Here is a 23,615-nt window from a genome sequence, read left to right on the forward strand (position 1 = left end):
CTGGAGGTATTTCCTGGCACGTTCACGCCTGGAAAGCGGGGTTCGCCGTCCAGGACAATGGACCGTTCGCCCATTCCCATTTCGGACCATTGGGCGGCCAGCCGCAGGCACACCATCAGCCTTCATTCACGACTGAGGTCACCAGCCCATCCCACAGCACGTGGGCCTGCGCATCATGTCAAAAGACGACTCCCAAGTAGCCGCCAGGTAGTTTCAATCATCACCTTACGGCAGGCCCGCGACGTGATCCCGCATGGAGCGCATCAGTACTTTTCCCTCGCCACGATGCTGTGAGGAGCTCCAGGTCTCTCTCGGCAGCTTCCATCCAGGGTCCAAGCTCTGGCCCGCAGCCTGCCCTGCATGAACCCCGAGAGCTGTCTCTCAAAAAGTTCTCATTTTTTGCGGCATGAACTATTCCTATTCTGCACTCCTTTGACTGGAGACCGGCCTTGCCGGACGCAATCGGTCAGTCTCCGCAACATATGTTTGGCCGTCGGCTGTGGGGTCTGTCGGTCACTGTTCATTGGAGAGAATCCCTTGAAGTTTCTGCTTGGGAAAATATCAGCCTGCGTTGCCGTTTTAATGGTTATTTTTGGCGCCCTTTCATTGGGGGTGCTCCACCTAAGTGCACCAGCTCACGCCTACGAAGTAGCAACCAACCAGGCAAGCGTCACCGGTGGGGCGGCTGTTTTGACGATGCCGGGATCCGGTCTGACGGCTACCTATGATCAATCCGGCCTGACTGAACTCGTAGGCAGGTCGACACTCGACAGCAGGGGCTACGTTGCATCTGATTTCACACCCAGCATTACAAGCACCGCTCCTGCGGTCGAGTTCTCATCGAACCTGATCAACAACTGCCCAGCGGTAGGCACCTGTACCGGCTTGGGGACCATCACTATCACTTTCAGCCAGCCAGTTCGGAATCCTGTGCTCAATATCGCTGGCCTCGGCGGATACGTCTTGAATGACGTCGGCAATAACGGGACCGTCGACAAGCAGTCCCAGCAGCACGCTGTGTTGAACCTTGCAACTGCAGGCCTGACGATGACCAAGCTCTCCGGTGGAAACCTTTCCGTCTCTGGAAACTCGATCACCACTACCAACGACAATGCGGGAACTGCGTGCAACACAAGTGTGCAGACCGGCACACCTGACCCTGTCGACGCCCAGGCGACCGCCGGCTGCGGTTCGGCTCGCATCAATGGAACCGTCACCACGCTGACTTTCGACATCAGTGCTGTTTTTGTCCAAACCACTGCTGCCTTGCCGGCCTACACCATCAATGACAGTACGGACCCATTGCACAACAGGGACAACTTCGTCATGGCGATGACTGTCCCCCAGGATTTCGGTGACGCGCCTGCTTCGTACGATCAGAGCAATGCTGCCAGGGCTGTTCTTTCGGATGTGACCCTTGGGGCGAACGTGACTGAGGATAACGCTCAGGTGGCCAACGGCACCGCGTCGCCGAATGCGGGTGCGACGGCGGCCCAGGACCTGATGGACGACGGCGTGGTTCTGGCGCCCATGACACAGGGTGCTACCAGCTACTCAACCACCGTGGCGATCAGTGGGGCCAGCAAAGCCGGAACGACCTGTGGCTGGATTGACTTGAACAAGGACGGCCTGTTCAATAACACCGCCGAGCGTGCTTGCGCCACGTTCGCTGCGGGCGCCACGACCGCAACACTTACCTGGACAGTCCCTGCCGGGGTCACCGCTGGGACAACGTATGCGCGGTTCCGGATCGGCTACACCGCCAGCCAGATCCAGGTCCCGATCGGTGCCTCGAATTCCGGCGAGGTGGAAGACTACATCTTCACGATCGCTCCGGCGTCCGCTCCTGCCATCACGCTGGTCAAGACAGTGGACAAGACCACGCTGGTGGCCGGTGAAACCGCAACCTACACGTTCGTGGCGAAGAACACGGGAAACGTGACGCTCACCTCGGTGGTCATCACCGAGACCCAATTCTCCGGAACCGGCACCATGTCCGCCCTTTCCTACACTTGGCCTGGCCTTCCCGGGGTCCTTTTGCCCGGACAGTCAGTGACCGCCACCGCAACATATGTGGTCACCCAGCCGGACGTCACCACGGGGCTACTGACCAACACGGCGAAGGTCACCGGGAACCCGCCCCTTGGCTTGCCCGTCACGGCAACCGATGATGCCCAGGTCACGGCCCCTGCTGCGTGGAAGATCAAAAAGAGCGCCACCGTCAACGGGTCAGTTCCCGCGAACGGGTCCGTCACCCCGGGGCAGACCATCGTGTACACCGTGACGGCCACGAGCATCAGCGGGACCATCACCGGAGTCGTGCTCAAGGACAACCTGGCACAGGTCCTGGATGACGCGACGTTCGTGCCCGGTTCAGCGACCCTGGTGATCGGTACGGGATCACCTGTGGCTGTGGCCGATCCTGTGCCGCCGTCCACGTTGCTGAGCACCGCCGCGTTCACGCTGCCTGCCGGTCAGACAGCCACCCTGAAGTACAGCGTCGTGGTCAAAACGGGCGCGTGGAACGCACAGCTTGTCAACGTGGTGACGGGCACAGCAACTACCACGCCACCGCAGACCTGCGCGCCAAGCTCGGCAGGGCCGGGACCTGACTGCACCACGACGCATCACACCCCGGGCAAAGTGCTGATCGAGAAGATCGGCGAGTCCTCGGGCGGTACGTGGGTTCCGATGGCGGGCTCCACCTGGGCCGTGCATACCGACAACAACGGCGCACCCGGTGCCGTGCTGGCCAGCCCAGCCGTCACCGCTGTGAGCGGGCAAACAGGCCGGTTCCAACTCGAGGGAATCCAGCCAGGAACGTACTGGCTCGAAGAAACCGCAGCGCCGGACGGGTTCAGCCTGCTGGCCGAACCCGTGCAATTCACCATCGCAGCGAACGGTGCCGTGTCCCTGGGCCAAGGCACCAGCGGCGGAGTAGTGACCAGCACCGACGCCGACGGCGACGGGATCTTCCTGCTCACAGTCCGCGACGTGCCGGCACTTCAGCTTCCCGAGTCCGGCGGTATCGGCTGGTGGCCGTTCACCACGGCCGGATCCGTCCTGCTGTTGGGCGCCCTCGCACTGGCAACAAACCGCCGCCGGCGCGAGTCAATCACTGCTTGATAAGAGTTCGCGCGAGCACCACCACCAGCAACAACAACTGTAGGCATCACTGCGGCGGCCGCTATCCCGGCCCCCGCAGTGATACGCCCCCGCAGTGATCCCACGATGCGGAAGAACGCCAACCAGGTGCTCTTCCCCACTCGTATTCTTGTCCGTACTTCTGTAGAGCATTCCAGCGTCACGAACCTGCCTCCGTTTGCACAGCAACATTGTGGAGGAACCCAAAGAAGCCGAAGACGCCAAACCCATCCTGGAAGACCTGGCGACAACGTCGCCCATCCTTGCGGCAAAGCTCGCCCGCCTGCCGGCTGAACAAGCGGCCATGATTCTTGGGGAACGGCCCACAGAAGGCGGTGTTAGCCCATCCAGGGCAGGCACGCCTGGCAGCTGAGGGGAATTCTGTCGGTGCTCTGTGTCAGAGTCTTTGTATGACTGCTCCACTTCTTGCTCACGCTACCGACTACGGACGTATGTACGCCCGCTCCACAACAGAGCAATTCTCTGTCCCCTCAATCACCACGGTGATAGGGCAGCAGGCGCATTCCCTGGACGGCTGGTTCAGCTACATGGGGGCAAGCAGCTTGGCCGCAGATCCCGAACTTCCCGCCTTGCTTGGAAGCCCGGCAAGGATCCGGCAGGCGGTCAACAAGGCCTCCAAAGCTGCTGAGGCCTACAGGGACCAGGCTGCGGCAAGAGGCGATCGCGTCCACAACTACTGTGAGCAGGTGGCCCTACGCGCCCTGGGTCGTCCGCATCGGATGCAGGAATGCCGCGATGAGCTTGCCTCCCACGGTGAACAGGCCTTCGCAGCCCGCTTTGACGAATGGTGGGAGCTGTACAGGGTGGAGCCGCTGGCCCCGGAAATCACTGTCTGGAACAAGACCGTGGGCTATGCCGGCACGCTGGACCTCGTTGCGCGGATTAACGGCCGCATCTGCCTCATCGATTACAAGACCAAGGGCACTACACGCGATGGCACTGTAAAGGCACTCGACGACAAAGTCGTGATGCAGCTCGTGGCGGGGATGAAAGCGGAGGAGAGCCTCGTGGACCCGGTAGCGGGGGAGTGGGAGCCGTGGAAGTTTGGTGAGAACCCCATGTTGTTGGCGGTCGCCATCGGAGAAACGGAAGTCCGGCCGCAACGAGCCAACCCGGATGTCCTTAAGCATCATTGGTGGAAGTTCTGTGCCCTGAGGCGCGTCTGGGAGATGTCAGCCGATGTCACTGCGGCTGGGCAGGCACTCATGCCCGTCCCGCCGCCGTCATTCGTGTCACCGCCGTTTGAGTCAGCGTCGCTTGTGTCTGCGGCCACTGGATCCGCTGGGGCTGGCGACAGCGGCAGCAGCCTGCACTCAACTAAACTGGCTTAGGCTCCGCAACAGCCGGACCAGAGTGTGACGATCGTGAGGACTGACAGCAGATGGCAATTTTGAGTATCCGAATCATCGGGGATCCGGTGTTGCGCACCGTAGCCGATCCCGTCACTGAATTCGGTCCCGAGCTCGCCAAGCTGGTAGCAGACATGATGGAAACCATGGAGGACGTAGATGGCGCTGGCCTTGCTGCCCCCCAGGTGGGCGTCAGTCAGCGTGTCTTCACCTACCGCATCGGGGGCGTAGAGGGGCACATCATCAACCCCGTCCTGGAAAACAGCGAAGATTTCCAGCCGGACGAAGTTGAAGGCTGCCTTTCCATCCCTGGTCTCGGGTTCCCTGTCCGGCGTTATCGTGCAACCCGGGCAACCGGCGTGGACCTCCATGGCAATCCTGTTTCGGTGGACGCAGAGGGAATGCTGGCTCGTTGCTTCCAGCACGAGACCGATCACCTGGACGGCGTCCTTTACACGGACAGGCTTGAGGGCGAGGACCGAAAAGCCGCGCTTCGTGCCATCCGAAACGCCAACTACCATGCCGTCACTGAGAAGACCACGTCCAAGCGAGCAAGCTCTGTTGGCTCCAGCTTCGGTGGCGGTAGCTTCGGAGTGCCCGAGTGAGGGTGCTCTTTGCAGGAACTCCGGCAGTCGCCGTTCCGTCCTTGGACGCCCTTGTCAAGGCAGGCTTCGACGTCGTTGCCGTCCTGACCCGTCCGGATGCGCCTTTGGGACGCAAGCGCGTCATGACACCGTCACCGGTTGCTGCCCGTGCCCAGGAACTTGGCATCGACGTTATTCGTGCGGCCAAGGTGGACGCTGACACTACGGCTCGAATTGCTGAGACTGCTCCGGATGTAGCCGCCATCGTGGCTTATGGGGGCATCGTTCCCCGCGCGGCTTTGGGCGTTCCACGGCATGGCTGGGTCAACCTCCACTTCTCACTCCTTCCTGCGTGGCGGGGCGCCGCTCCTGTGCAGCGCTCCATCATCGCAGGCGACGACGTCACCGGGGCGGCCACCTTCCAGCTGGAAGAAGGGCTGGATACCGGCCCCGTGTTTGGCACGCTCACCGAAACCGTGCGCCCGGATGACACCGCTGGGGACCTTCTTGGGCGTCTTTCGCTGAGTGGCGCCGTCCTCCTCAGCCAGACGCTGTCCGCCATCGACGCCGGGCAGGCGGCACCGCAACCGCAATCCGGCGAGGTTTCACTGGCTCCCAAATTGTCGCTGGAGGACGGACGGTTGGACTGGCAGCAGCCCGCCTTGGCCCTGAATCGCAGGGCGCGTGGCGTTACGCCCGAGCCCGGTGCCTGGACGACGCTGGAGGGTCAGAGAATCAAGCTTGAACCCGTGGGACTCCGGCCCGACGTCAAGGACATTGCGCCTGGGGCCATCCGCGTCGATGGAAAGTCCGTGATGGTGGGTACGGGTTCCCACGCGGTGGAATTGGGGCGGATACAACCTGCCGGCAAAAAGATGATGTCGCCGGCCGACTGGGCCCGCGGCTTGGCTGCACCTGAGAAAGTGGTATTCCAATGAGCGAGTCCGGCCGGCGAGGCCCCAACAACAGCGGGAGCCGGGACGGTGGCGGGCACGGTAATCGTGGAGGCCGCGGCGACAGCAAGCGAAATGCCCAAGGGAGGGAAAGAAACCGGGGACCCCAGAAGGGCTTCTCTACTAACGCCCCGTCCCAGCGCACGCGCCGTGCGGATCCGGCGCGTTTGGTAGCTTACGAGGTACTCCGCGCCGTCGCGGCGGAAGATGCCTATGCCAATCTTGTCCTTCCCGCCAGAATTCGCGAACACCGGCTCGATCGGCGCGATGCCGGTTTTGCGACCGAGCTGAGTTACGGGGCCTTGCGTGGACAGGGCACCTACGATGCCATCCTTGCCCGGTGCGTGGACCGGCCCCTCGAGCAGCTCGACCCCGCGATCCTGGATGCCTTGCGCATCGGGGCGCACCAGCTGCTCTCCATGCGGGTGCCTGCCCATGCTGCACTGGACCAGACCGTGGGTCTGGCCCGAGCAGTCATCGGCGCTGGACCGTCGGCACTCATCAATGCTGTCCTCCGCAAGGTCACGGCGCACAGCATGGCCGAGTGGCTGGACATCCTGCTGGAGCAGGAGACTGATGCCACCAGAATCGCTGCGTTGCGGCACGCGCATCCGGAATGGATCGTCCGTGCGCTTCGTCAGTCCCTTGTTAACCACGGCCGGCCCTCCTCAGACATTGAGGCCCTGCTGGAGGCAGACAACGCGGCGCCTGTGGTTAACCTGGTGGCCCTGCCAGGGCTGGGGAACCTTGAGGAAGCTTTCGAGAATGGGGCAACTGCCGGGGAACTGGTGGAGGACTCGGCGCTCTCGGCCGGAGGCGATCTTGGCCGGCTGGAGTCCGTCCGGAAGGGGACTACCCGTGTCCAGGATGTCGGCTCCCAACTCGTAGCCCGCGCACTCGCGGGTGTGGATCTCGGCACTTCTGCCCGGCAAGGCGAGCAATGGTTGGACTTGTGTGCAGGGCCGGGCGGCAAAGCTGCTTTGCTTGCCGCCTTGGCACACCGTGAGGGCGCCACCTTGCTGGCCAACGAGCCCGCCCCGCACCGTGCCAAGCTGGTTCAGCAGGCGCTGTCTGCGGTGCCTGGCGAATCCTGGACAGTGCGGACCGGTGACGGGCGGGAGGTTGGCGGCGAACAGCCCGACTCCTTTGACAGGGTACTGGTGGACGTTCCCTGCAGTGGTCTTGGCGCCTTGCGCAGGCGTCCCGAATCGCGCTGGCGCCGGGCACCCAAGGACATTGCGGACCTCGGTCCGCTGCAGCGTGAACTGCTGGCCTCGGCCATCGACGCCGTCAAGCCAGGTGGCGTGGTTGCATACGTGACGTGTTCTCCCCACCCGGCGGAAACCACTGCCGTTGTGGGTGACGTCCTCGGAAAGCGCGATGACCTTGAACTGCTGGACGCCGGCCAGGCACTGGACGATGCCAGCCTCACCGGAGGCCTTGGGGCCGGGCATGAACTCACCGCCCAGCTGTGGCCGCACGTTCACCACACGGATGCGATGTTCATGGCGCTCATCCGCAAGAAGTCCTAGCCCGCCGCCACCCTCGCTTGAACACAATCGATAAAACGACTGACCCAAAGGGGCTGCCTTGTCTCAGTGCTGTATCAACCCGAGCATCCTTTCCGCAGACTTCGTCAACCTTGAGGCGGAGCTGAAGCGGATCGGCAATGCCGATGCCGTGCACGTGGATGTCATGGACAACCACTTCGTTCCCAACCTGACGCTTGGCTTGCCGGTGGTACAGAGGATCCAGGCCGTCAGCCCGGTTCCCTTGGACGCGCACCTGATGATTTCAGACGCTGACCGCTGGGCACCTGCCTACGCGGATGCCGGCGTCGCATCGGTGACGTTTCATGCCGAGGCTGCCATGGCGCCTGTCAAGCTTGCCCGCGAGCTGCGGGCTCGAGGCTCAAAAGCAGGTATGGCGTTGCGACCTGCCACTCCGGTTGAGCCGTATCTTGACATGCTCAGTGAACTGGACATGTTGCTGATCATGACGGTTGAGCCGGGCTTTGGCGGCCAGTCCTTCCTGGACATCACCTTGCCCAAGATCCGCCGGGCCCGCGCAGCCATTGACGGATCCGGAATCGGTGTGGCCATCCAGGTGGATGGCGGGATCACCGAGGAAACCATCCTCCGGGCAGCTGAGGCAGGCGCGAACGTGTTCGTGGCAGGCTCAGCCGTGTACGGGGACAAAGACCCAGCCGCGGCAATCGATCGGCTCCGTGCGGCCGGATCCAAGGCCGCAATGGCGGGCGGCCCGGCGAAACCGTGACGACCGTCATCCGATGTTACGAAGATTGCAGGGAATAGCTTAGGCATCTCCGCAGTTGTGGCAGAATAGCAACACACATACGTGCTCCGGGGTCGGTGTAAGTCCGAACCGGCGGTTATAGTCCGCGACCCGCACGCCTTTGGAATCCAAGTAATTGGAAACCGCTGGCAAACGGTTGAACCGGTGGAATTCCGGTACCGACAGTTAAAGTCTGGATGGGAGAAGCACGTACAGTCATGCTGTGTGCGTCCTTAGGGACGCCTGGCATTGCGCTGTCGTACACCCCCGGAGCCATCGCGGCTTACTGGGAAGGAACGGCATGGACTTTCTGCGATGGCTCTTCGAAGCACAGATTCCCGTTGGAGGATCTGCGCTTGTTCTACGCGAAGTGCTTGGCAACATCTTTGGGCTCGCCAGCGCCCTCGGCGGAATGCGCCGCAAAGTCTGGGCGTGGCCGATAGGCATTGTGGGGAATATCCTCCTGCTGACGGTCTTCCTCGGGAACGTTTTCGGCGCAGCCGCACCCGCAACCCTATGGGGACAGGCTGCACGGCAGATCATGTTCATAGCCGTCGCCGTCTACGGTTGGTACCGGTGGCAGCAAGGCCGGCAGGCCAGCACCCGCGGACGTGCAATCGTTCCGGGCTGGGCCAGTAACAGAGTCCGCATCGCCCTTCTTGCGGCAATGGTGGCTGGAACGGCCGCCCTGACACCGCTCTTTGACGCGCTGGGCTCCTACCCGCCCGTATGGGCTGATGCCTGGACGTTCACAGGTTCGCTGCTGGCCACATACGGTATGGCCCGCGGATGGACGGAGTTCTGGCTCATCTGGGTAGCCGTTGACATTGTTGGCGTCCCATTGCTCTTCAGCGCCGGATACTACGCAAGTGCCGTCATGTACCTCTTCTATGGCTTCTTTACGTTGACCGGTTTCTTCGTGTGGTGGCGGGCAGAGAAGCGCGAACGTGCCTCGGTTGGCCCCGCTCCGGCTGTTGTGGGAGTTGCTCCGTGACCCTGAACCCTAAATTCTTCAATACCGCCGAGACTGCGGCGATGGATGTGGCCCTTGCAGCGGCCTTGGGCGGGCCGCGTGGAGCCAACCCCTTGGTGGGCGCCGTTGTGCTCAGTCCTGGGGGCGAACAGCTCGCCGTTGGCTACCATCGGGGAGCCGGCACAGCCCACGCCGAGGCAGATGCCATTCTCGAGGCACGCCGTCAGGGCGTGGACCTTGCAAGAACCACCATGGTGGTCACCTTGGAGCCTTGCAACCACGTGGGCCGCACAGGACCCTGCGCCCAAGCCATCATTGAGGCTGGCATCTCCAGGGTGATTTACGCCGTCGATGATCCCCACGATCCCGCCGCGGGCGGCGCCCGCACGTTGCAGGCAGCGGGAGTCGACGTCGAATCCGGGCTCGCCGCCGGCAAAGCGTATGACCTCAATCGTGAATGGTTCGACGCCGTCGCAACCAAACGTCCTTTCGTTACCTTGCACATTGCCCAGACGCTGGACAGCCGCATCGCCGCAGTGGACGGTACCAGCCAGTGGATCTCCAGTCCGGAGTCCCTCGCGGACAACCACGGATTGCGGGGCCTCATCGACGCGATCCTGGTGGGCACTGGCACGGTACTCATTGACAACCCCCGGCTGACGGCACGGGCATCCGATGGCAGCCTGACGCAGCGCCAGCCGCTCCGCGCCGTCATGGGTTTGAGGGACGTTCCCGAAGACGCAGCGGTGCGCGGAACCGACGGCCTTTTTGTGCACCTGCAAACCAGGGACCCGGCGGAAGCGCTCAGCCAACTGTTCCACCAAGGCGTCAGGCACGTCATGGTGGAGGGCGGCTCCAGCATCCTCAGTACGTTCCTTGCTGCTGGATTGGTGGACGAACTGATCGTCTATCTTGCTCCAACTCTTTTGGGCTCCGGAACGCCTGCCCTTAACGACCTCGGCATTACCACGTTGGCCGAGGCCCAGCAATGGGCCTGGGACGATGCCGGTGGCGGAGCCGTCCGGAGCCTCGGGAACGACCTTCGGCTGCATTTGCGCTCCATGCGATCGGCAGCCAGCACAACCAAGAATTCCATTCCGCGCAGTGAAGCTGCGGAATACGTCACAGGAGGACACTGATGTTTACCGGAATCGTTGCCGAGCAGGGCACCGTCCTGGGCATTGACCGCGATGGCGACGCCAGCGCGACACTGCGGCTTAAGGCTCCCACCAGCACCGATGGCTTGACCTTGGGGGGCTCCATCGCAGTAAACGGCGTCTGCCTCACCGCAACACAGATTGACGGACAGGATTTCAGCGTCGACGTGATGGGGGAGACCCTGGTCCGCACCACCATCGGCGAGTTGGCCGCAGGCGATACCGTGAACCTTGAGCGCTGCGTCCCTGCAGGCGGACGCCTCGACGGCCATGTGGTCCAAGGCCACGTTGACGGCGTGGGCGAGTTGCTGGAACGTGAGCCGCTGGGCAACTGGGACCGTTTGCGGTTTGGCGTCCCTGGGCCGCTGGCTCGGTACATCGCCGAGAAGGGCTCAATCGCCGTCGACGGTGTTTCCCTGACCGTGACGGCAGTGAGCGCCGCGGCTGAACCGGCTCCGTGGTTCGAGGTAGGGCTTATCCCTACGACGTTGGAGGAGACGGGCCTGGGGGCGAAGCCGGTTGGCGCACGGGTAAACATTGAAGTGGATGTGCTCGCAAAATACACCGAGCGGCTCCTGTCCTTTGCTCCCCAGGGCTCCCCGGCGCACCGCGCCAGCGCGGAGACGGCCAGCGTGGAGCTGGCCGGCGACTCTACCGGGAACGCGGAGGCTGCGCGATGAGTACTCCTACCAAGACGATTTCGACGGCGACGGGTCGTACAGGACTGGATCCTGTGGAAGCTGCGATCGCGGCGATGGCAGCCGGCCACGCAGTAATCGTGGTGGACAACGAAGACCGCGAGAACGAAGGCGACATCATTTTCGCCGCCGAGCACGCTACGCCGGCCCTTATGGGGTGGACCATCCGGTATTCGTCAGGCGTCATCTGCGTGCCGCTTGAAGGTGAGCGTGCCGATGCCCTTGCACTTCCGCCCATGGTGGAAGTCAACGAGGATGCCAAAGGTACTGCCTACACTGTTTCCTGCGACGCCGCGTTCGGCGTGAGCACTGGTATTTCGGCCACGGACCGCGCGTTGACTGCCCGGATCCTCGCCGACCCGCAGAGCACTCCAGCGGCGATTACGCGCCCCGGGCATATTTTTCCGCTGCGGGCGGTTAAGGGGGGAGTGCGTGAACGTCCGGGACACACGGAAGCAGCTGTGGACCTGTGTCGGCTTGCCGGGCTGGCTCCGGTGGGCGTGATCGCTGAGTTGGTACATGACGATGGTGAAATGATGCGCCTGGACAGCCTGCGCGATTTCGCTGCGGAACACGGATGCCCCCTCATCTCCATTGAGGATCTGGTGGCCTACGTTGACGCGGTAGAGTCCCAGGCGGCACACGTTTCAGTGGCAGACGAGGAGAAGCGATGACCGCACCGACAACGCGCAGCAGCGACGACACCGAGCCCACACCCCACCCGGTGAGCGGCGGCCCGATTGTCCAGCTGCCCACGGCGTTTGGCGACTTTGTAGCCCAGGCTTGGACGGACCATGTTACGGGCGTGGAACACCTCGCCGTGAGTTCCCCCAACCCGCCCAAAGATGGCCAGGCACCATTGGTGCGCCTGCATTCGGAATGCCTCACCGGAGATGTCTTCGGATCTTATCGTTGCGATTGCGGCGAACAATTGGCTTTTGCCCTGGAGCTCATCCACGCTGAAGGTGGAACGCTCCTGTACTTGCGAGGCCAGGAAGGGCGGGGTATTGGCCTGGCCAACAAGATCAAGGCCTACGCGCTGCAGGAAGCCGGTTTCGACACCGTCGAGGCCAACGAACAGCTTGGCTTGCCGGTGGACGCGCGCTCCTACAGTGCCGCGGGTCAGATCCTGGCCGAGATGGGCCTGCACGAGGTCCGGTTGCTCAGCAACAATCCGGACAAGCAGAACCGCCTTGCCCAGGCAGGTGTCTCGGTGGTGGAAATGGTTCCTACCGAGGTTCCTTCGCGTGAACAGAACGTTCGCTATCTGCAGACCAAGAAAGACCGGATGGATCACCGATTGACGCTCGAAACCGAGCCCGTCGGCAACGGAAAGACACCGTCCCGAAGCCCCTTTGACAACGAACAAGACTGAACGGAACTCCAGCAAACAATGAGCGGACACGGCGCCCCCACTATCGACCTCACCACCCTTAAGCCCGAGGAAACCTCGCAGCTGAAGCTCGCCATTGTGGCAGCAAGCTGGCACACCCAGATCATGGATGGGCTGGTTGACGGTGCACTCCGCGCGGCCAAGGAAGCCGGCATCGCCGAGCCCACCCTGCTTCGCGTCCCTGGCAGCTTCGAACTCCCTGTTGCCGCGGCGAGGCTCGCACCGCACTTCGACGCCGTCGTTGCGCTCGGTGTGGTTATCCGCGGCGGAACGCCGCACTTCGACTACGTATGCCAGGCCGCGACGTCGGGACTCACCGATGTCAGCGTCCGCACCGGCGTTCCGGTCGGGTTCGGCGTCCTGACCTGCGATACGGAACAGCAAGGCCTGGACCGCGCAGGCCTTCCGGGATCCAACGAAGACAAGGGGCACGAGGCAGTCACGGCGGCTCTTGCCACTGCACTGACACTCCAGCAGTACAGCTGAGGCGCATAAGAGGTACCGCGGAGGGGATGTGGGTGTGTCTTCACTCACATCCCCTTCGTCATGCAAGGCCCCAACAAGCGGCGCCAACCCGGAAGCAAGTAGGCTGTAGGGCGTGAAGAATTTCGAGACGCTGTTCGCAGAACTGAGTGAGAAAGCAGCGACCCGCCCGGCAGGCTCGCGTACTGTAGCCGAACTGGACTCCGGAATCCACGGCATCGGTAAGAAAGTGGTCGAAGAGGCCGCCGAAGTCTGGATGGCCGCCGAGTACGAATCCGATGAAGCCGCTGCCGAGGAGATCTCCCAGTTGCTGTACCACCTGCAGGTCCTCATGCTTGCCAAGGGCCTCACGCTGGAAGACGTTTACAAGCATCTCTAGCCACGCCACTCCGCTTTCCCGAAGTGGAGCCACCTGCGTGGCCGATGTGCCTGAAAACCTCCATTCCAAACAGAAAGTCTCCCCATGCTCCGTGTAGCAGTCCCCAATAAGGGATCCCTGTCCGAAGCCGCGTCGGCGATGTTGTCCGAGGCAGGTTACCGCCAGCGCCGCGACACCCGCGAACTGGTCATGGTCGATCCCGACAATGACATCGAGTTCTTCTTCCTCCGCCCCCGCGACATCGCGGTGTACGTTGGCCAGGGAACCCTGGACGTCGGAATCACCGGACGCGACCTCCTGCTGGATGCCCAGGTGGAAGCAGAAGAACTGCTGCCCTTGGGTTTCGCGGCATCCACGTTCCGTTTCGCAGGGCCCGTTGGAAACTTCAACGGCGTCGAGCAGCTCGAAGGCAAGCGCCTCGCCACCAGCTACGACGGCCTCCTGCGTGACTACCTCGCCGAGCGAGGCGTCAATGCCAAGGTTGTCCGCCTCGACGGTGCGGTTGAATCGTCGGTTCGGCTCGGCGTCGCGGACGCGATTGCCGACGTCGTCGAGACCGGCAACACCCTCAAGGCAGCCGGGATGGAAATCTTTGGCGATCCCATCCTTAAGTCCGAGGCCGTGCTGATCAGGCGCACAGGCCCGGGTGGTGCCGCGAATGGCACCGCCAAGGAAATCGAGGTCCTCATCCGTCGCCTGCAGGGCGTCCTTGTGGCGCGCCAGTACGTGCTGATGGATTACGACATTCGTAAGGACCTGGTGGAGGATGCTGCCGCGCTCACCCCAGGCCTTGAATCACCCACCGTCTCCCCGCTGCGGGATTCGGAATGGGTGGCGGTGCGTTCCATGGTTCCCAAGAAGGAAACCAACCGCATAATGGATGAGCTGTACGATCTCGGCGCCCGGGCCATCCTGGTGAGCAGCATCCACGCCTGCCGTATCTGATCCAGCATCACTATCGAGCAGAGCAGAATTCGAGGAGTAAGCACATGGCTGTAGCCGTACGCGTCATTCCCTGCCTGGACGTCGATGCCGGCCGCGTGGTCAAGGGCGTCAACTTCGAGGGCTTGAGGGACGCCGGAGACCCGGTGGAACTGGCACACCGTTATGACAATGGTGGTGCGGATGAACTGACTTTCCTTGATGTCACCGCATCATCGGGCAATCGGGAAACAACGTTCGACGTCGTTCGCCGTACCGCAGAGGAAGTCTTCATCCCGCTGACCGTAGGCGGCGGCGTCCGTGGCGTTGCGGAGGTGGATAAACTCCTGCGCTTCGGTGCGGACAAAGCATCGATCAACACCGCTGCCGTCGCCCGGCCAGAGGTCATCGATGAAATCACGCGCCACTTCGGTTCGCAGGTCCTGGTGCTGTCCGTGGATGCGCGGCGTACCCGCGAAGGCGACGCACCGACGTCGTCCGGTTTTGAAGTCACCACCCACGGTGGCCGAACCGGGACGGGAATCGACGCCATTGCCTGGGCCAAGGAAGCAGCGGACCGGGGCGTGGGCGAGATCCTGCTGAACTCGATCGACGCCGACGGCACCAAGGACGGATTCGATCTCGAACTGATCCGCCTTGTCCGTGGGGCTGTCAACATTCCGATCATCGCCTCCGGTGGTGCCGGGAAGCCGGCGCACTTCCCTCCAGCCGTGGAGGCCGGAGCCGACGCCGTGCTGGCGGCTTCCGTGTTCCACTTCGGTCCGGATGACATGATCGCCCAGGTCAAGGCCGCTATTCGCGACGCGGGCTTCGAAGTCAGGTAGCTCCGTCTGCCAAAAGCAACGCGGGGTCACTTATGGCCCATCTCCGCAAGGATGATGGGCCATAAGTGACCCCGCGTTGCTTGCCTTAAAGGCCGATGTCTGCGCTTTGCAGAAGCGCGACGGCGTCCGGCTGGCCTTCGAAGGTGACGAGGGCCTGGCTGGTGCGGCCGTGGGCATGCATCAGCAGTTCCCCAGGTTCACCAACAATCGCAACCGACACCGGGGCGCGTTTGGCCACATGGCGCGGGCCGGAAGGCCGCACCAGAACGATGCCGAGGTCCACGCCCCGATAAAGGTAAGCGGCCCGCTTGATCAGTTCATCCCAGAGTGCGTCCGAGTACGCTTCGTCGAGGGCCCGGGGCGCCCAACGGTCACCGGCTCGGCGGATGTCCTCGGTGTGGACGAAATATTCGATGAGATTCGACGTTTCGTCCAGTGCCTTGATCTTCAAAGGGGAGAGGGCAGGCGGGCCTGCGCGGAACGTCTTGACGAGCTCAGCGTAGTCCTCAGTGGTTTTCAGTTTGGCAGCAAGTTTGGCCGTTGCTTTGTCCGAGGCCTTACCGAGGCTGGGGATCAGAAGGCCAATGCCCACGGCCGCTTTACGCTCGCGCAGGTAGAGGTGCGCCGCGAGATCCCGGGTGAGCCACCCTTGGCAGAGCGTGGGGGAGTCAGGTCCGGCCGCCAGCAGGGTTTCGGCCAGTACTTCTCGGGAAGGATCGACGAAATGCATCACTTGTGAAACTAGCACGATCAGGGCCTGGTTGCGCAGTGGAACCGCCGCAGAATCCGGCTCCCACCAAAGGCACTAGACTTGATCTGATGTCAGAGCAGTCCGCCCCCAGTCCAACTCCTGCCGTGGAGCTCTCCAGCGACCCCGCGGACACCCTGCCGCAGGAGATCGCCAGTGCCCTCAAACGCGATTCCGCAGGCCTTGTAGCCGCCATCATCCAGCAGCACGACACCAACGAGGTCCTCATGCTGGGCTGGATGGATGACGAGGCACTCCGCCGCACCATGACCACGGGACGCGTCACGTTCTACTCGCGCTCCCGCCAGGAATACTGGCGCAAGGGCGACACTTCCGGACACGTACAGTTCGTGAAGTCAGTCGCCCTTGACTGCGACGGCGACGCCCTCCTGGTCCGCGTGGACCAGATCGGTGCAGCCTGCCACACCGGTACCCGGACCTGCTTCGACGGGCGCGACCTTTCAGTCGTAACGGGCCACCGGGAATAAGCACCCCCCTACTTTCCCTGACGCAGCACCTCAGACCAAAGGCGGAGAACAATAGCCATGCAGGACCTTGGAATCATCAGCCCGGGCCTGGAAGAGTTCCGGGAACTCGCCGTCCACAGCCGTGTTATCCCTGTCCGACTCAAAGTCCTGGCCGATGCCGAGACTCCCATCGGCCTGTACCGGAAGCTGGCCCAAGGCCAGCCGGGTACTTTCCTCATGGAATCTGCAGCTGTGGGTGGAGCCTGGTCCCGTTACTCCTTCATCGGTGCCAAGTCCCGCGCCACGCTGACCACCAAGGATGGCCAGGCACACTGGATCGGCGAACCTCCCGTCGGCGTGCCCGTTGATGGGAACCCGGTAGAAGCGGTCCGCGACACCATCGCTGCCCTGCAGACTGATCGCTTCGAAGGACTTCCTCCGTTTACGTCCGGGCTGGTCGGCTTCCTCGGGTGGGAAGCGGTGCGCCACTGGGAGAAGCTGACAGCGCCGCCGGAGGACGACCTTCAGTTGCCCGAGATGGCCCTGAACCTGGTCACCGACATGGCAGTCCATGACAATGTGGACGGTACCGTCCTGTTGATTGCCAACGCGATCAACTTTGACAACAGTTCCGAGCGCGTGGACGACGCCTGGCACGATGCTGTTGCACGGGTCAAGTCCTTGCTGGACCAGATCAGCACGCCAATCGCCCAGCCGGTCTCTGTGCTGGAGGCGGCGGCCCTGGACTTTGCCTCGAGCGTTCAGGAACGCTGGGACGAAAACAAGTACCTCGAAGCCATCGATCGCGGCAAGGAAGCGATCGTCGATGGCGAGGTCTTCCAGGTGGTCATTTCGCGTCGTTTCGAGATGGAATGCCCGGCTGATCCACTGGATGTTTACCGTGTGCTGCGCAACACCAACCCGAGCCCGTACATGTACATCTTCAGCCTTGAGGATGCCGATGGCCGCGAGTACTCGATTGTTGGTTCGTCGCCCGAAGCGTTGGTGACCGTAACCGGAGGCGAAGTGATTACACACCCCATCGCCGGTTCGCGCCCACGTGGCAAGACTGTTGAAGCTGATAAGGCCCTGGCCACGGAACTGCTGGCCGACCAGAAGGAACGGGCCGAGCACCTCATGCTGGTGGATCTGTCCCGCAATGACCTCTCCAAGGTCTGCGTTGCCGGCACGGTTGATGTCACCCAGTTCATGGAGGTGGAGCGGTTCAGCCACATCATGCACTTGGTGTCCACAGTGGTGGGAGAGTTGGCTCCGCATGCCAAGGCATACGACGTTCTGAAGGCAACGTTCCCGGCAGGCACCTTGTCCGGCGCCCCGAAGCCGCGGGCCCTGCGCCTCCTGGACGAACTCGAACCGCACCGCCGCGGTATCTACGGTGGCGTAGTGGGCTACCTCGACTTCGCCGGTGATATGGACATGGCGATTGCCATCCGCTCTGCGTTGCTGCGGGAAGGCCGCGCCTACGTGCAGGCCGGCGGCGGGATCGTTGCCGACTCACACAAGCCGTCTGAGGCCCTTGAAACCGTAAACAAGGCTGCTGCGCCCCTTCGGGCCGTCCACACAGCCGGCTCGCTGCAGAATATTTCCGCCGAGACAGTGCGGGATGCAGGAACCGTCGACGGCGGGACGCCCGGCTCATGACCGCTGAAGCGCCGAGGCCTACGGCGGCCACATCGCCGCGCTGGGCACGGAAGTCCACGCTTGTTCTGGCCACAGCCCTCTTGGCCCTCGCCGTCTTTGGAACCACCACGCAGACGTGGATCGAAGTTCGGTTGGACCCTACGGCAGCCTCCATCAGCGACCTCCACGTTCAGGGCAGCAAGGCAGCCACAGCCGTGACCGCCCTGGCACTCGTAGCACTCGCCGGAGGGTTGGCGGCCTCCATCGCAGGGCGGATCGCACGCTGGATCATCGCTGCCATCCTTGTCCTGTCCGCCGCCGGGATTATCCTCGCGGCCGCCACGGTCCTGGTCGATCCCCTCGGGGCAGCCCAAGGTTCCATCGCTGCAGCCACCGGTATCTCAGGAGGCCAGGCGAACGTGGCCACAACGGTCTTCCCTGTCCTGGCTGTCGTGGCCGGTGCCTTGCTTGCCGTGTGCGCGGTGGTTCTGCCGCTGGCTGGGCGGCATTGGAAAACCCGGACCAAGTATGATGCCGCTGCCGTCAGGGAACGCCGTAGCGGACCAGTAGACGAGATTGACAGCTGGGACAGTCTTTCCCGGGGCGAAGACCCCACGTAGGACACCGGGCAGTCTTTCGGGCCGGTATGGCGCAACATACGCGCCAGCGCCGGTCCTGACGTCGGACGATGTCCCGGCCGCCGTCAATAAATGGCAGAATGTAAGCAGTATTCATCCTGAGGAGATTCCACATGAGCAAAACCACAGTGTCCGCAACCCAAGCCAGCTCCACTATGGCCAGCCACGCTGACGCCATCGGCCACGGCAACAGCCCGGCGGCCTGGACCTGCGTGATTGTGATGCTTGTTGGCGCCCTGATTTCCTCCATTGCTTTCGTCATCGCCAGCACCCTCATCTTCATCGGTGGTGTTGTGGTCATGGTTGCCGGCCTCATCGTAGGTTGGGCCATGCGCAAGGCTGGCTACGGAGTGGGTGGCAGCAAGCTGCAGAACAACGGCCACTAATCGTGACCGTTCTTGACGACATCATCGTCGGCGTCAAGGAGGACATGGAAGCCCGTCGCCGGCTTGTTTCCCTCGTTGAGCTGAAGGATCGCGTTGCGGGCGCAACGCCCGCACGCGATGCATGGTCTGCTCTTGGAGGCCCGTCCTCGAGCCGCGACGATCTTAAGGTCATCGCCGAAATCAAGCGCCGTAGCCCCTCCAAAGGCGACCTCGCCCCTATCGACGATCCCGCCTCGCTGGCGGTGCAGTACGCACATGGCGGAGCTTCCGTCATCAGCGTCCTTACCGAAAAGCGACGTTTCGGGGGATCGCTGGCCGATCTCGATGCCGTCCGTGCCGCCGTCGATATTCCCTTGCTGCGCAAGGACTTCACGGTGGACGAGTACCAGATCTGGGAAGCCCGCGCCCATGGTGCGGACCTCATCCTGCTGATCGTTGCAGCCCTGTCCGACTCGGAGCTTGCTGACTTCAGCGCCCTGAGCCACGAGCTTGGCATGAACGTGCTGGTGGAAACGCACACCGAAGACGAAATTGAGCGCGCCGTCGCGGCGCAGGCCAAGATCATCGGCATCAACGTTCGCAACCTGAAGACGCTCGACGTCGACCGTTCAGTTTTCGGTTCGCTGGCCGGTTTGATTCCCGCTGAGTCAGTAATTGTGGCGGAGTCCGGCGTACGGACGGCTGAGGACGTCACGCACTATGCCGCGAGCGGCGCTAATGCCATTTTGGTGGGCGAGGCGCTGGTCAGCGACGCGACACCGCGCGAACGCATCACCGAATTCAAGGCAGCTGGAGCTGCCGCCATCGCCGTCAGGAACTGAGGCAGTACCTGAAGCAAGGCGACAGCCATAAGGCAGCCCCGGGCATGTGCCTGCGGCTGCTTTGTGGCACGTGGAACTACCCAATGAACTAACTGGAACAGGACGGTGAGACTGATGGTGGACGCGCCAACAGCCAGCTCGGAAGAGAATGCGGCCGACGCATTCCTGCAAGGCGGCGTTTCGCTGCGCAACGCACCCGGGCCGTACTTCGGTAACTACGGCGGCCGTTGGATGCCCGAGTCACTCATTGCCGCCCTCGACGAAGTCCAGGACACGTTCGAGAAAGCCAAGGCCGACCCCGACTTCCTGGCGGAGTTGAAGGACCTCAACAAGAACTACTCCGGGCGTCCGTCGCTGCTCACCGAGGCCAAGCGGTTCTCCAAGCACGCCGGTGGCGCCAGGATTTTCCTCAAGCGTGAGGACCTGAACCACACTGGCTCACACAAGATCAATAACGTCCTGGGCCAAGCGCTCCTTGCCAAGCGCATGGGCAAGACCCGCGTCATCGCGGAAACCGGCGCCGGCCAGCACGGCGTCGCCAGTGCCACGGCAGCTGCCCTCCTTGGCCTCGAGTGCGTCGTCTACATGGGCGCGGAAGACTGCCGCCGCCAGGCGTTGAACGTTGCCCGCATGCAACTGCTCGGCGCCACTGTGGTTCCCGTGACCAACGGTTCGCAGACCCTCAAGGACGCCATCAATGATGCCTTGCGCGATTGGGTTTCCAACGTGGACAACACCCACTATCTGCTGGGTACCGCTGCCGGAGCCCACCCGTTCCCGGCCATGGTCCGCTTCTTCCACGAAGTGATTGGTGAGGAAGCCCGCGCCCAGATCCTGGAGCAGACCGGCAAGCTGCCCGACGCCATCTGTGCCTGCATTGGTGGTGGCTCCAATGCCATCGGCCTGTTCCACAGTTTCCTGGACGACGCATCGGTGAAGATCTATGGCTTCGAGGCAGGCGGCGAAGGCGTGGAGACCGGGCGTCACGCTGCAGCAATCTCCCTGGGACGTCCTGGTGTGCTGCATGGTGCACGTTCCTACCTGATGCAGGACGAAGACGGCCAGACGATCGAATCCCACTCGATCTCCGCCGGACTGGACTACCCTAGTGTGGGACCCGAGCACTCTTACCTCGCGGACATCGGACGCGTGACGTACGAGCCCATAACCGACACCGAAGCCATGGATGCCTTCAGTCTCCTGTGCCGGACCGAGGGCATCATTCCCGCCATCGAGTCCTCGCACGCGCTTGCCGGTGCCATCAAGGTGGGCAAGCGCCTCACCGAGGGCAAAGAGGACCCATCGGAGATCTCCGTGATTGTGAACCTGTCAGGGCGTGGTGACAAGGACGTGGAAACCGCCGCCGCATGGTTCAACATGCTGGACGAAGAAGGTCACGTCAGGGGCACAACCCTGTCTACCCGCAAGCCCAAAGGTCCTGCAGAGCGCACCTCCGAAGCAGCCGTGGACGTAAACGAGGACCAGAACTGATGACTGAACAATTTGCCAGCAAGTCCGCTGCCGCCATTGACCGTGCCAAGGCCGAGGGCCGGGCCGCACTTGTCGGATATCTTCCGGCGGGCTACCCCACGGTCCAGGACAGCATTGAGGCCGGTATTGCCCTGGCACGCAATGGTGCAGACCTCATCGAGATCGGTATTCCCTACTCCGATCCCGTGATGGACGGACCTGTGATCCAGGCTGCTACCACCGAAGCGATCAGCAACGGTTTCCGCGTGGCCAACGTCTTCGACGTCGTTGCGGGGATCACTGCCGCTACTGACGCCGCCGTGCTGGTCATGACCTACTGGAACCCGGTCATGCGCATGGGCGTCGATGAGTTCTCCCGCCGCCTGGCCGAATCCGGGGGAGCGGGCCTCATTACTCCGGACCTCATTCCGGATGAGGCCAGCGAATGGTTCGAGGCCTCGGACAAGTATGGACTGGACAGGGTCTTCCTGGTGGCACCGTCGTCCACGCCCGAGCGTCTGGACATGACCGTCAAGGCCAGCCGTGGCTTTGTGTATGCCGTCTCGATCATGGGCGTGACTGGTACACGCCAGTCCGTCAGCAGCACGGCTGAAGACGTCGTGGCACGCGCCCACGCTGCGGGCGCTGAACGGGTCTGTGTTGGCCTTGGTGTGTCAAACCCGGATCATGTCCGCGAGATAGCTGCCTACGCGGACGGCGTGATCGTTGGCACCGCGCTGGTAGCGGCCCTCCGCGACGGCGGCGTTGACGCCGTCGGCCAACTCACCAAGAACCTCAGCGCCGGCTTGGGCCGCGCAGCTGCAGACGTCTAGGAAAAGGAAACAGCGAAGCCCATGCAGACCGTCCTCCAGGCAGCGGCAATGGTTCCCCTGAGCATCCCGAGCCCATCGTGGTCCGGTTTCGACATTCCGCTGCCGTGGGGGACGTTGCGTATCCACGCTTACGCCCTCTGCATCCTGGCGGGCATCATCATCGGCCTGTGGCTGACGTCCGCCCGGTGGAAGCGCCGTGGAGCCCCGGAGGGCTCTCTCTGGGATATCGCTATTTGGGCGATTCCCTTCGGCATCATCGGTGGACGCCTTTACCACGTGTTTTCGTCCCCGGATGCCTACTTTGGTCCTGGGTTCGACGGCACAGGTGACCTCTCCCTGATTCCGCAAATACAGCGGGGCGGCCTCGGTATTTGGGGCGCTGTGCTGCTCGGCGCCGTGGGTGCCTGGATTGGATGCCGTCGGGCGGGCGTCAAGCTCACGGCGTTCCTGGATGCCGCGGCTCCCGGTTTGCTGCTTGCCCAAGCCATTGGCCGCTGGGGCAACTGGTTCAACCAGGAACTCTTCGGCGCCCCCACAACATTGCCCTGGGGACTCCAAATCGACCCCGCCAATGCCAACTTCCCGGCGGGCATGCCCGCCGACACACTTTTCCACCCAACGTTCCTTTATGAGTTCCTGTGGAATGTCCTGGGCATCGCCATCATGCTCCTGCTGGACCGGAAGTTCAACTTCCGACGCGGACGCTTGTTCTGGCTCTACGCGATGTATTACACGCTGGGCCGCGTCTGGATCGAAGCGCTCAGGATTGATGACGCCGAGCAGATCAGCCTCTTCGGGATCACCACCAGGCTGAATGTGTGGACGAGCATCTTCGTGTTCGTTGTGGCGTTGGCTATCTTCCTTGTTCTCGGCAGGGGAGGGCGGCCGCAGCCGGATACCCCTTATTTACCGGGCCGGAAACCTGAATCCACGCCGGCCAAAGATGAGGCATCCGTGACGAGCGTCACCAGTCATGATGTGGACCCATCTGTCTCGGATAGTGGTTCCCGTGGTAATCTCCCAGATAACCAAAGCGATCCGGGCCACGTTGACGAGCCGCAGGATGCAGCAGGAGATTCCGCAAAGGACAGCACGTCCAAAGCGGAATCGGAATCTGCTGCGACTGCCGCGAGGAAGGCCCCCGGATCCTCGCTGGAAGTTGACGACACCAAGTAGTCGCTTCCGGCAAAGGGGCAACAGAGTCACCGCTCGTCGGGCCCAGTCCACAGCGTCGTGGCACCCCGGAAACCGGATCGCAGCATACCGATGTTCACTGGTCAAGCCGGGGCCAGTGGTCTGCGTAACTGTTAGTTGCGCATGATTGGCTGGCCTACAATTCCAATAACTAGCGCTTTGTTGTGCCCATCACAAGGGCATGCAAGGTGGGGCCAACGTTGTCCCTTCCATACGCACGAT

Annotated in this window: 25 protein-coding genes and 1 riboswitch; of the genes, 24 read left to right on the forward strand and 1 reads right to left on the reverse strand. The window is 62.7% G+C overall.

The genetic code is table 11. The features are described 5' to 3' along the window. The first annotated feature begins 582 nt into the window (after nt 1–582). The 16 genes from LDN75_RS09115 (at nt 583) to hisF (ending at nt 15,195) form a co-directional block, all read left to right on the forward strand. Nucleotides 583–3,126 carry a GEVED domain-containing protein gene (locus LDN75_RS09115; RefSeq protein WP_223936977.1) on the forward strand — a complete coding sequence of 848 codons (2,544 nt, stop codon included), beginning with the start codon at nt 583–585 and terminating at the stop codon, nt 3,124–3,126. 211 nt (nt 3,127–3,337) lie between these two features. Beyond that, nucleotides 3,338–3,517 carry a hypothetical protein gene (locus LDN75_RS09120; RefSeq protein ID WP_223936978.1) on the forward strand — a complete coding sequence of 60 codons (180 nt, stop codon included), beginning with the start codon at nt 3,338–3,340 and terminating at the stop codon, nt 3,515–3,517. A gap of 37 nt (nt 3,518–3,554) precedes the next feature. Then, nucleotides 3,555–4,496 (forward strand): cytochrome, encoded by a 942-nt coding sequence (locus tag LDN75_RS09125; protein ID WP_223936979.1) that lies wholly within the window; start codon nt 3,555–3,557, stop codon nt 4,494–4,496. A 50-nt stretch (nt 4,497–4,546) separates the two neighbouring features. Beyond that, nucleotides 4,547–5,119: a peptide deformylase gene (def, locus tag LDN75_RS09130; RefSeq protein ID WP_223936980.1), complete on the forward strand. Its 573-nt coding sequence runs from the start codon at nt 4,547–4,549 to the stop codon at nt 5,117–5,119. After that, on the forward strand, nt 5,116–6,036 hold the full coding sequence (gene fmt, locus LDN75_RS09135; protein WP_223936981.1) for a methionyl-tRNA formyltransferase: 921 nt from the start codon (nt 5,116–5,118) through the stop codon (nt 6,034–6,036). The genes def and fmt overlap by 4 nt, the downstream gene beginning before the upstream one ends. Next, nucleotides 6,033–7,583 carry a transcription antitermination factor NusB gene (locus LDN75_RS09140; RefSeq protein WP_223936982.1) on the forward strand — a complete coding sequence of 517 codons (1,551 nt, stop codon included), beginning with the start codon at nt 6,033–6,035 and terminating at the stop codon, nt 7,581–7,583. The genes fmt and LDN75_RS09140 overlap by 4 nt, the downstream gene beginning before the upstream one ends. 58 nt (nt 7,584–7,641) lie before the next feature. After that, nucleotides 7,642–8,328: a ribulose-phosphate 3-epimerase gene (gene rpe, locus LDN75_RS09145; protein WP_223936983.1), complete on the forward strand. Its 687-nt coding sequence runs from the start codon at nt 7,642–7,644 to the stop codon at nt 8,326–8,328. A gap of 77 nt (nt 8,329–8,405) precedes the next feature. Continuing rightward, nucleotides 8,406–8,560, forward strand: a riboswitch (FMN riboswitch). Nucleotides 8,561–8,647: 87 nt separating this feature from the next. Further along, complete coding sequence (pnuC, locus tag LDN75_RS09150) at nt 8,648–9,340, forward strand: nicotinamide riboside transporter PnuC (protein ID WP_223936984.1); 693 nt, start codon at nt 8,648–8,650, stop codon at nt 9,338–9,340. A 41-nt stretch (nt 9,341–9,381) separates the two neighbouring features. Further along, nucleotides 9,382–10,458, forward strand: coding sequence for a bifunctional diaminohydroxyphosphoribosylaminopyrimidine deaminase/5-amino-6-(5-phosphoribosylamino)uracil reductase RibD (gene ribD, locus LDN75_RS09155; protein WP_223937535.1), 1,077 nt, complete (start codon nt 9,382–9,384; stop codon nt 10,456–10,458). Beyond that, complete coding sequence (locus LDN75_RS09160; RefSeq protein ID WP_223936985.1) at nt 10,458–11,156, forward strand: riboflavin synthase; 699 nt, start codon at nt 10,458–10,460, stop codon at nt 11,154–11,156. Before ribD ends, LDN75_RS09160 begins: the two co-directional genes overlap by 1 nt. Continuing rightward, complete coding sequence (gene ribB / locus LDN75_RS09165; protein ID WP_223936986.1) at nt 11,153–11,848, forward strand: 3,4-dihydroxy-2-butanone-4-phosphate synthase; 696 nt, start codon at nt 11,153–11,155, stop codon at nt 11,846–11,848. The genes LDN75_RS09160 and ribB overlap by 4 nt, the downstream gene beginning before the upstream one ends. Beyond that, nucleotides 11,845–12,549, forward strand: coding sequence for a GTP cyclohydrolase II (gene ribA / locus LDN75_RS09170; protein ID WP_223936987.1), 705 nt, complete (start codon nt 11,845–11,847; stop codon nt 12,547–12,549). The genes ribB and ribA overlap by 4 nt, the downstream gene beginning before the upstream one ends. Nucleotides 12,550–12,567: 18 nt before the next feature. Then, complete coding sequence (ribH, locus tag LDN75_RS09175; protein ID WP_223936988.1) at nt 12,568–13,053, forward strand: 6,7-dimethyl-8-ribityllumazine synthase; 486 nt, start codon at nt 12,568–12,570, stop codon at nt 13,051–13,053. 112 nt (nt 13,054–13,165) lie between these two features. Further along, nucleotides 13,166–13,429, forward strand: coding sequence for a phosphoribosyl-ATP diphosphatase (locus LDN75_RS09180; RefSeq protein ID WP_024820576.1), 264 nt, complete (start codon nt 13,166–13,168; stop codon nt 13,427–13,429). An 84-nt stretch (nt 13,430–13,513) separates the two neighbouring features. Then, on the forward strand, nt 13,514–14,374 hold the full coding sequence (gene hisG / locus LDN75_RS09185; protein ID WP_223936989.1) for an ATP phosphoribosyltransferase: 861 nt from the start codon (nt 13,514–13,516) through the stop codon (nt 14,372–14,374). Nucleotides 14,375–14,418: 44 nt separating this feature from the next. After that, entirely contained in the window at nt 14,419–15,195 is a 777-nt protein-coding gene (gene hisF / locus LDN75_RS09190; RefSeq protein WP_223936990.1) for an imidazole glycerol phosphate synthase subunit HisF, read from the forward strand. 85 nt (nt 15,196–15,280) lie between these two features. On the opposite strand, the gene LDN75_RS09195 is transcribed toward hisF, so the two are convergent. Next, nucleotides 15,281–15,925 (reverse strand): TIGR03085 family metal-binding protein, encoded by a 645-nt coding sequence (locus LDN75_RS09195; RefSeq protein ID WP_223937536.1) that lies wholly within the window; start codon nt 15,923–15,925, stop codon nt 15,281–15,283. Nucleotides 15,926–16,014: 89 nt separating this feature from the next. On the opposite strand from LDN75_RS09195, the gene hisI reads away from it, so the two are divergent. The 8 genes from hisI (at nt 16,015) to lgt (ending at nt 23,375) form a co-directional block, all read left to right on the forward strand. Beyond that, nucleotides 16,015–16,431, forward strand: coding sequence for a phosphoribosyl-AMP cyclohydrolase (gene hisI, locus LDN75_RS09200; RefSeq protein ID WP_223936991.1), 417 nt, complete (start codon nt 16,015–16,017; stop codon nt 16,429–16,431). Between the two features lie 57 nt (nt 16,432–16,488). Beyond that, nucleotides 16,489–18,072: an anthranilate synthase component I gene (locus tag LDN75_RS09205; RefSeq protein WP_223936992.1), complete on the forward strand. Its 1,584-nt coding sequence runs from the start codon at nt 16,489–16,491 to the stop codon at nt 18,070–18,072. Further along, complete coding sequence (locus tag LDN75_RS09210) at nt 18,069–18,671, forward strand: Trp biosynthesis-associated membrane protein (RefSeq protein ID WP_223936993.1); 603 nt, start codon at nt 18,069–18,071, stop codon at nt 18,669–18,671. Before LDN75_RS09205 ends, LDN75_RS09210 begins: the two co-directional genes overlap by 4 nt. Nucleotides 18,672–18,802: 131 nt before the next feature. After that, a complete protein-coding gene (locus LDN75_RS09215; RefSeq protein WP_223936994.1) occupies nt 18,803–19,075 on the forward strand; it encodes an HGxxPAAW family protein in 273 nt (90 codons plus the stop codon). A 2-nt stretch (nt 19,076–19,077) separates the two neighbouring features. Continuing rightward, nucleotides 19,078–19,896: an indole-3-glycerol phosphate synthase TrpC gene (trpC, locus tag LDN75_RS09220; protein ID WP_223936995.1), complete on the forward strand. Its 819-nt coding sequence runs from the start codon at nt 19,078–19,080 to the stop codon at nt 19,894–19,896. 114 nt (nt 19,897–20,010) lie between these two features. Beyond that, the gene (trpB, locus tag LDN75_RS09225) at nt 20,011–21,387 is read left to right on the forward strand and encodes a tryptophan synthase subunit beta (RefSeq protein WP_223936996.1); all 1,377 of its coding nucleotides are present in this window, start codon (nt 20,011–20,013) and stop codon (nt 21,385–21,387) included. Continuing rightward, nucleotides 21,387–22,199 (forward strand): tryptophan synthase subunit alpha, encoded by an 813-nt coding sequence (gene trpA, locus LDN75_RS09230; RefSeq protein ID WP_223936997.1) that lies wholly within the window; start codon nt 21,387–21,389, stop codon nt 22,197–22,199. Before trpB ends, trpA begins: the two co-directional genes overlap by 1 nt. Before the next feature lie 21 nt (nt 22,200–22,220). Continuing rightward, the gene (gene lgt, locus LDN75_RS09235) at nt 22,221–23,375 is read left to right on the forward strand and encodes a prolipoprotein diacylglyceryl transferase (RefSeq protein WP_223936998.1); all 1,155 of its coding nucleotides are present in this window, start codon (nt 22,221–22,223) and stop codon (nt 23,373–23,375) included. Nucleotides 23,376–23,615 lie beyond the last annotated feature (240 nt).

It is taken from the genome of Arthrobacter sp. StoSoilB5, from assembly GCF_019977235.1.
Lineage (GTDB): Bacteria > Actinomycetota > Actinomycetes > Actinomycetales > Micrococcaceae > Arthrobacter.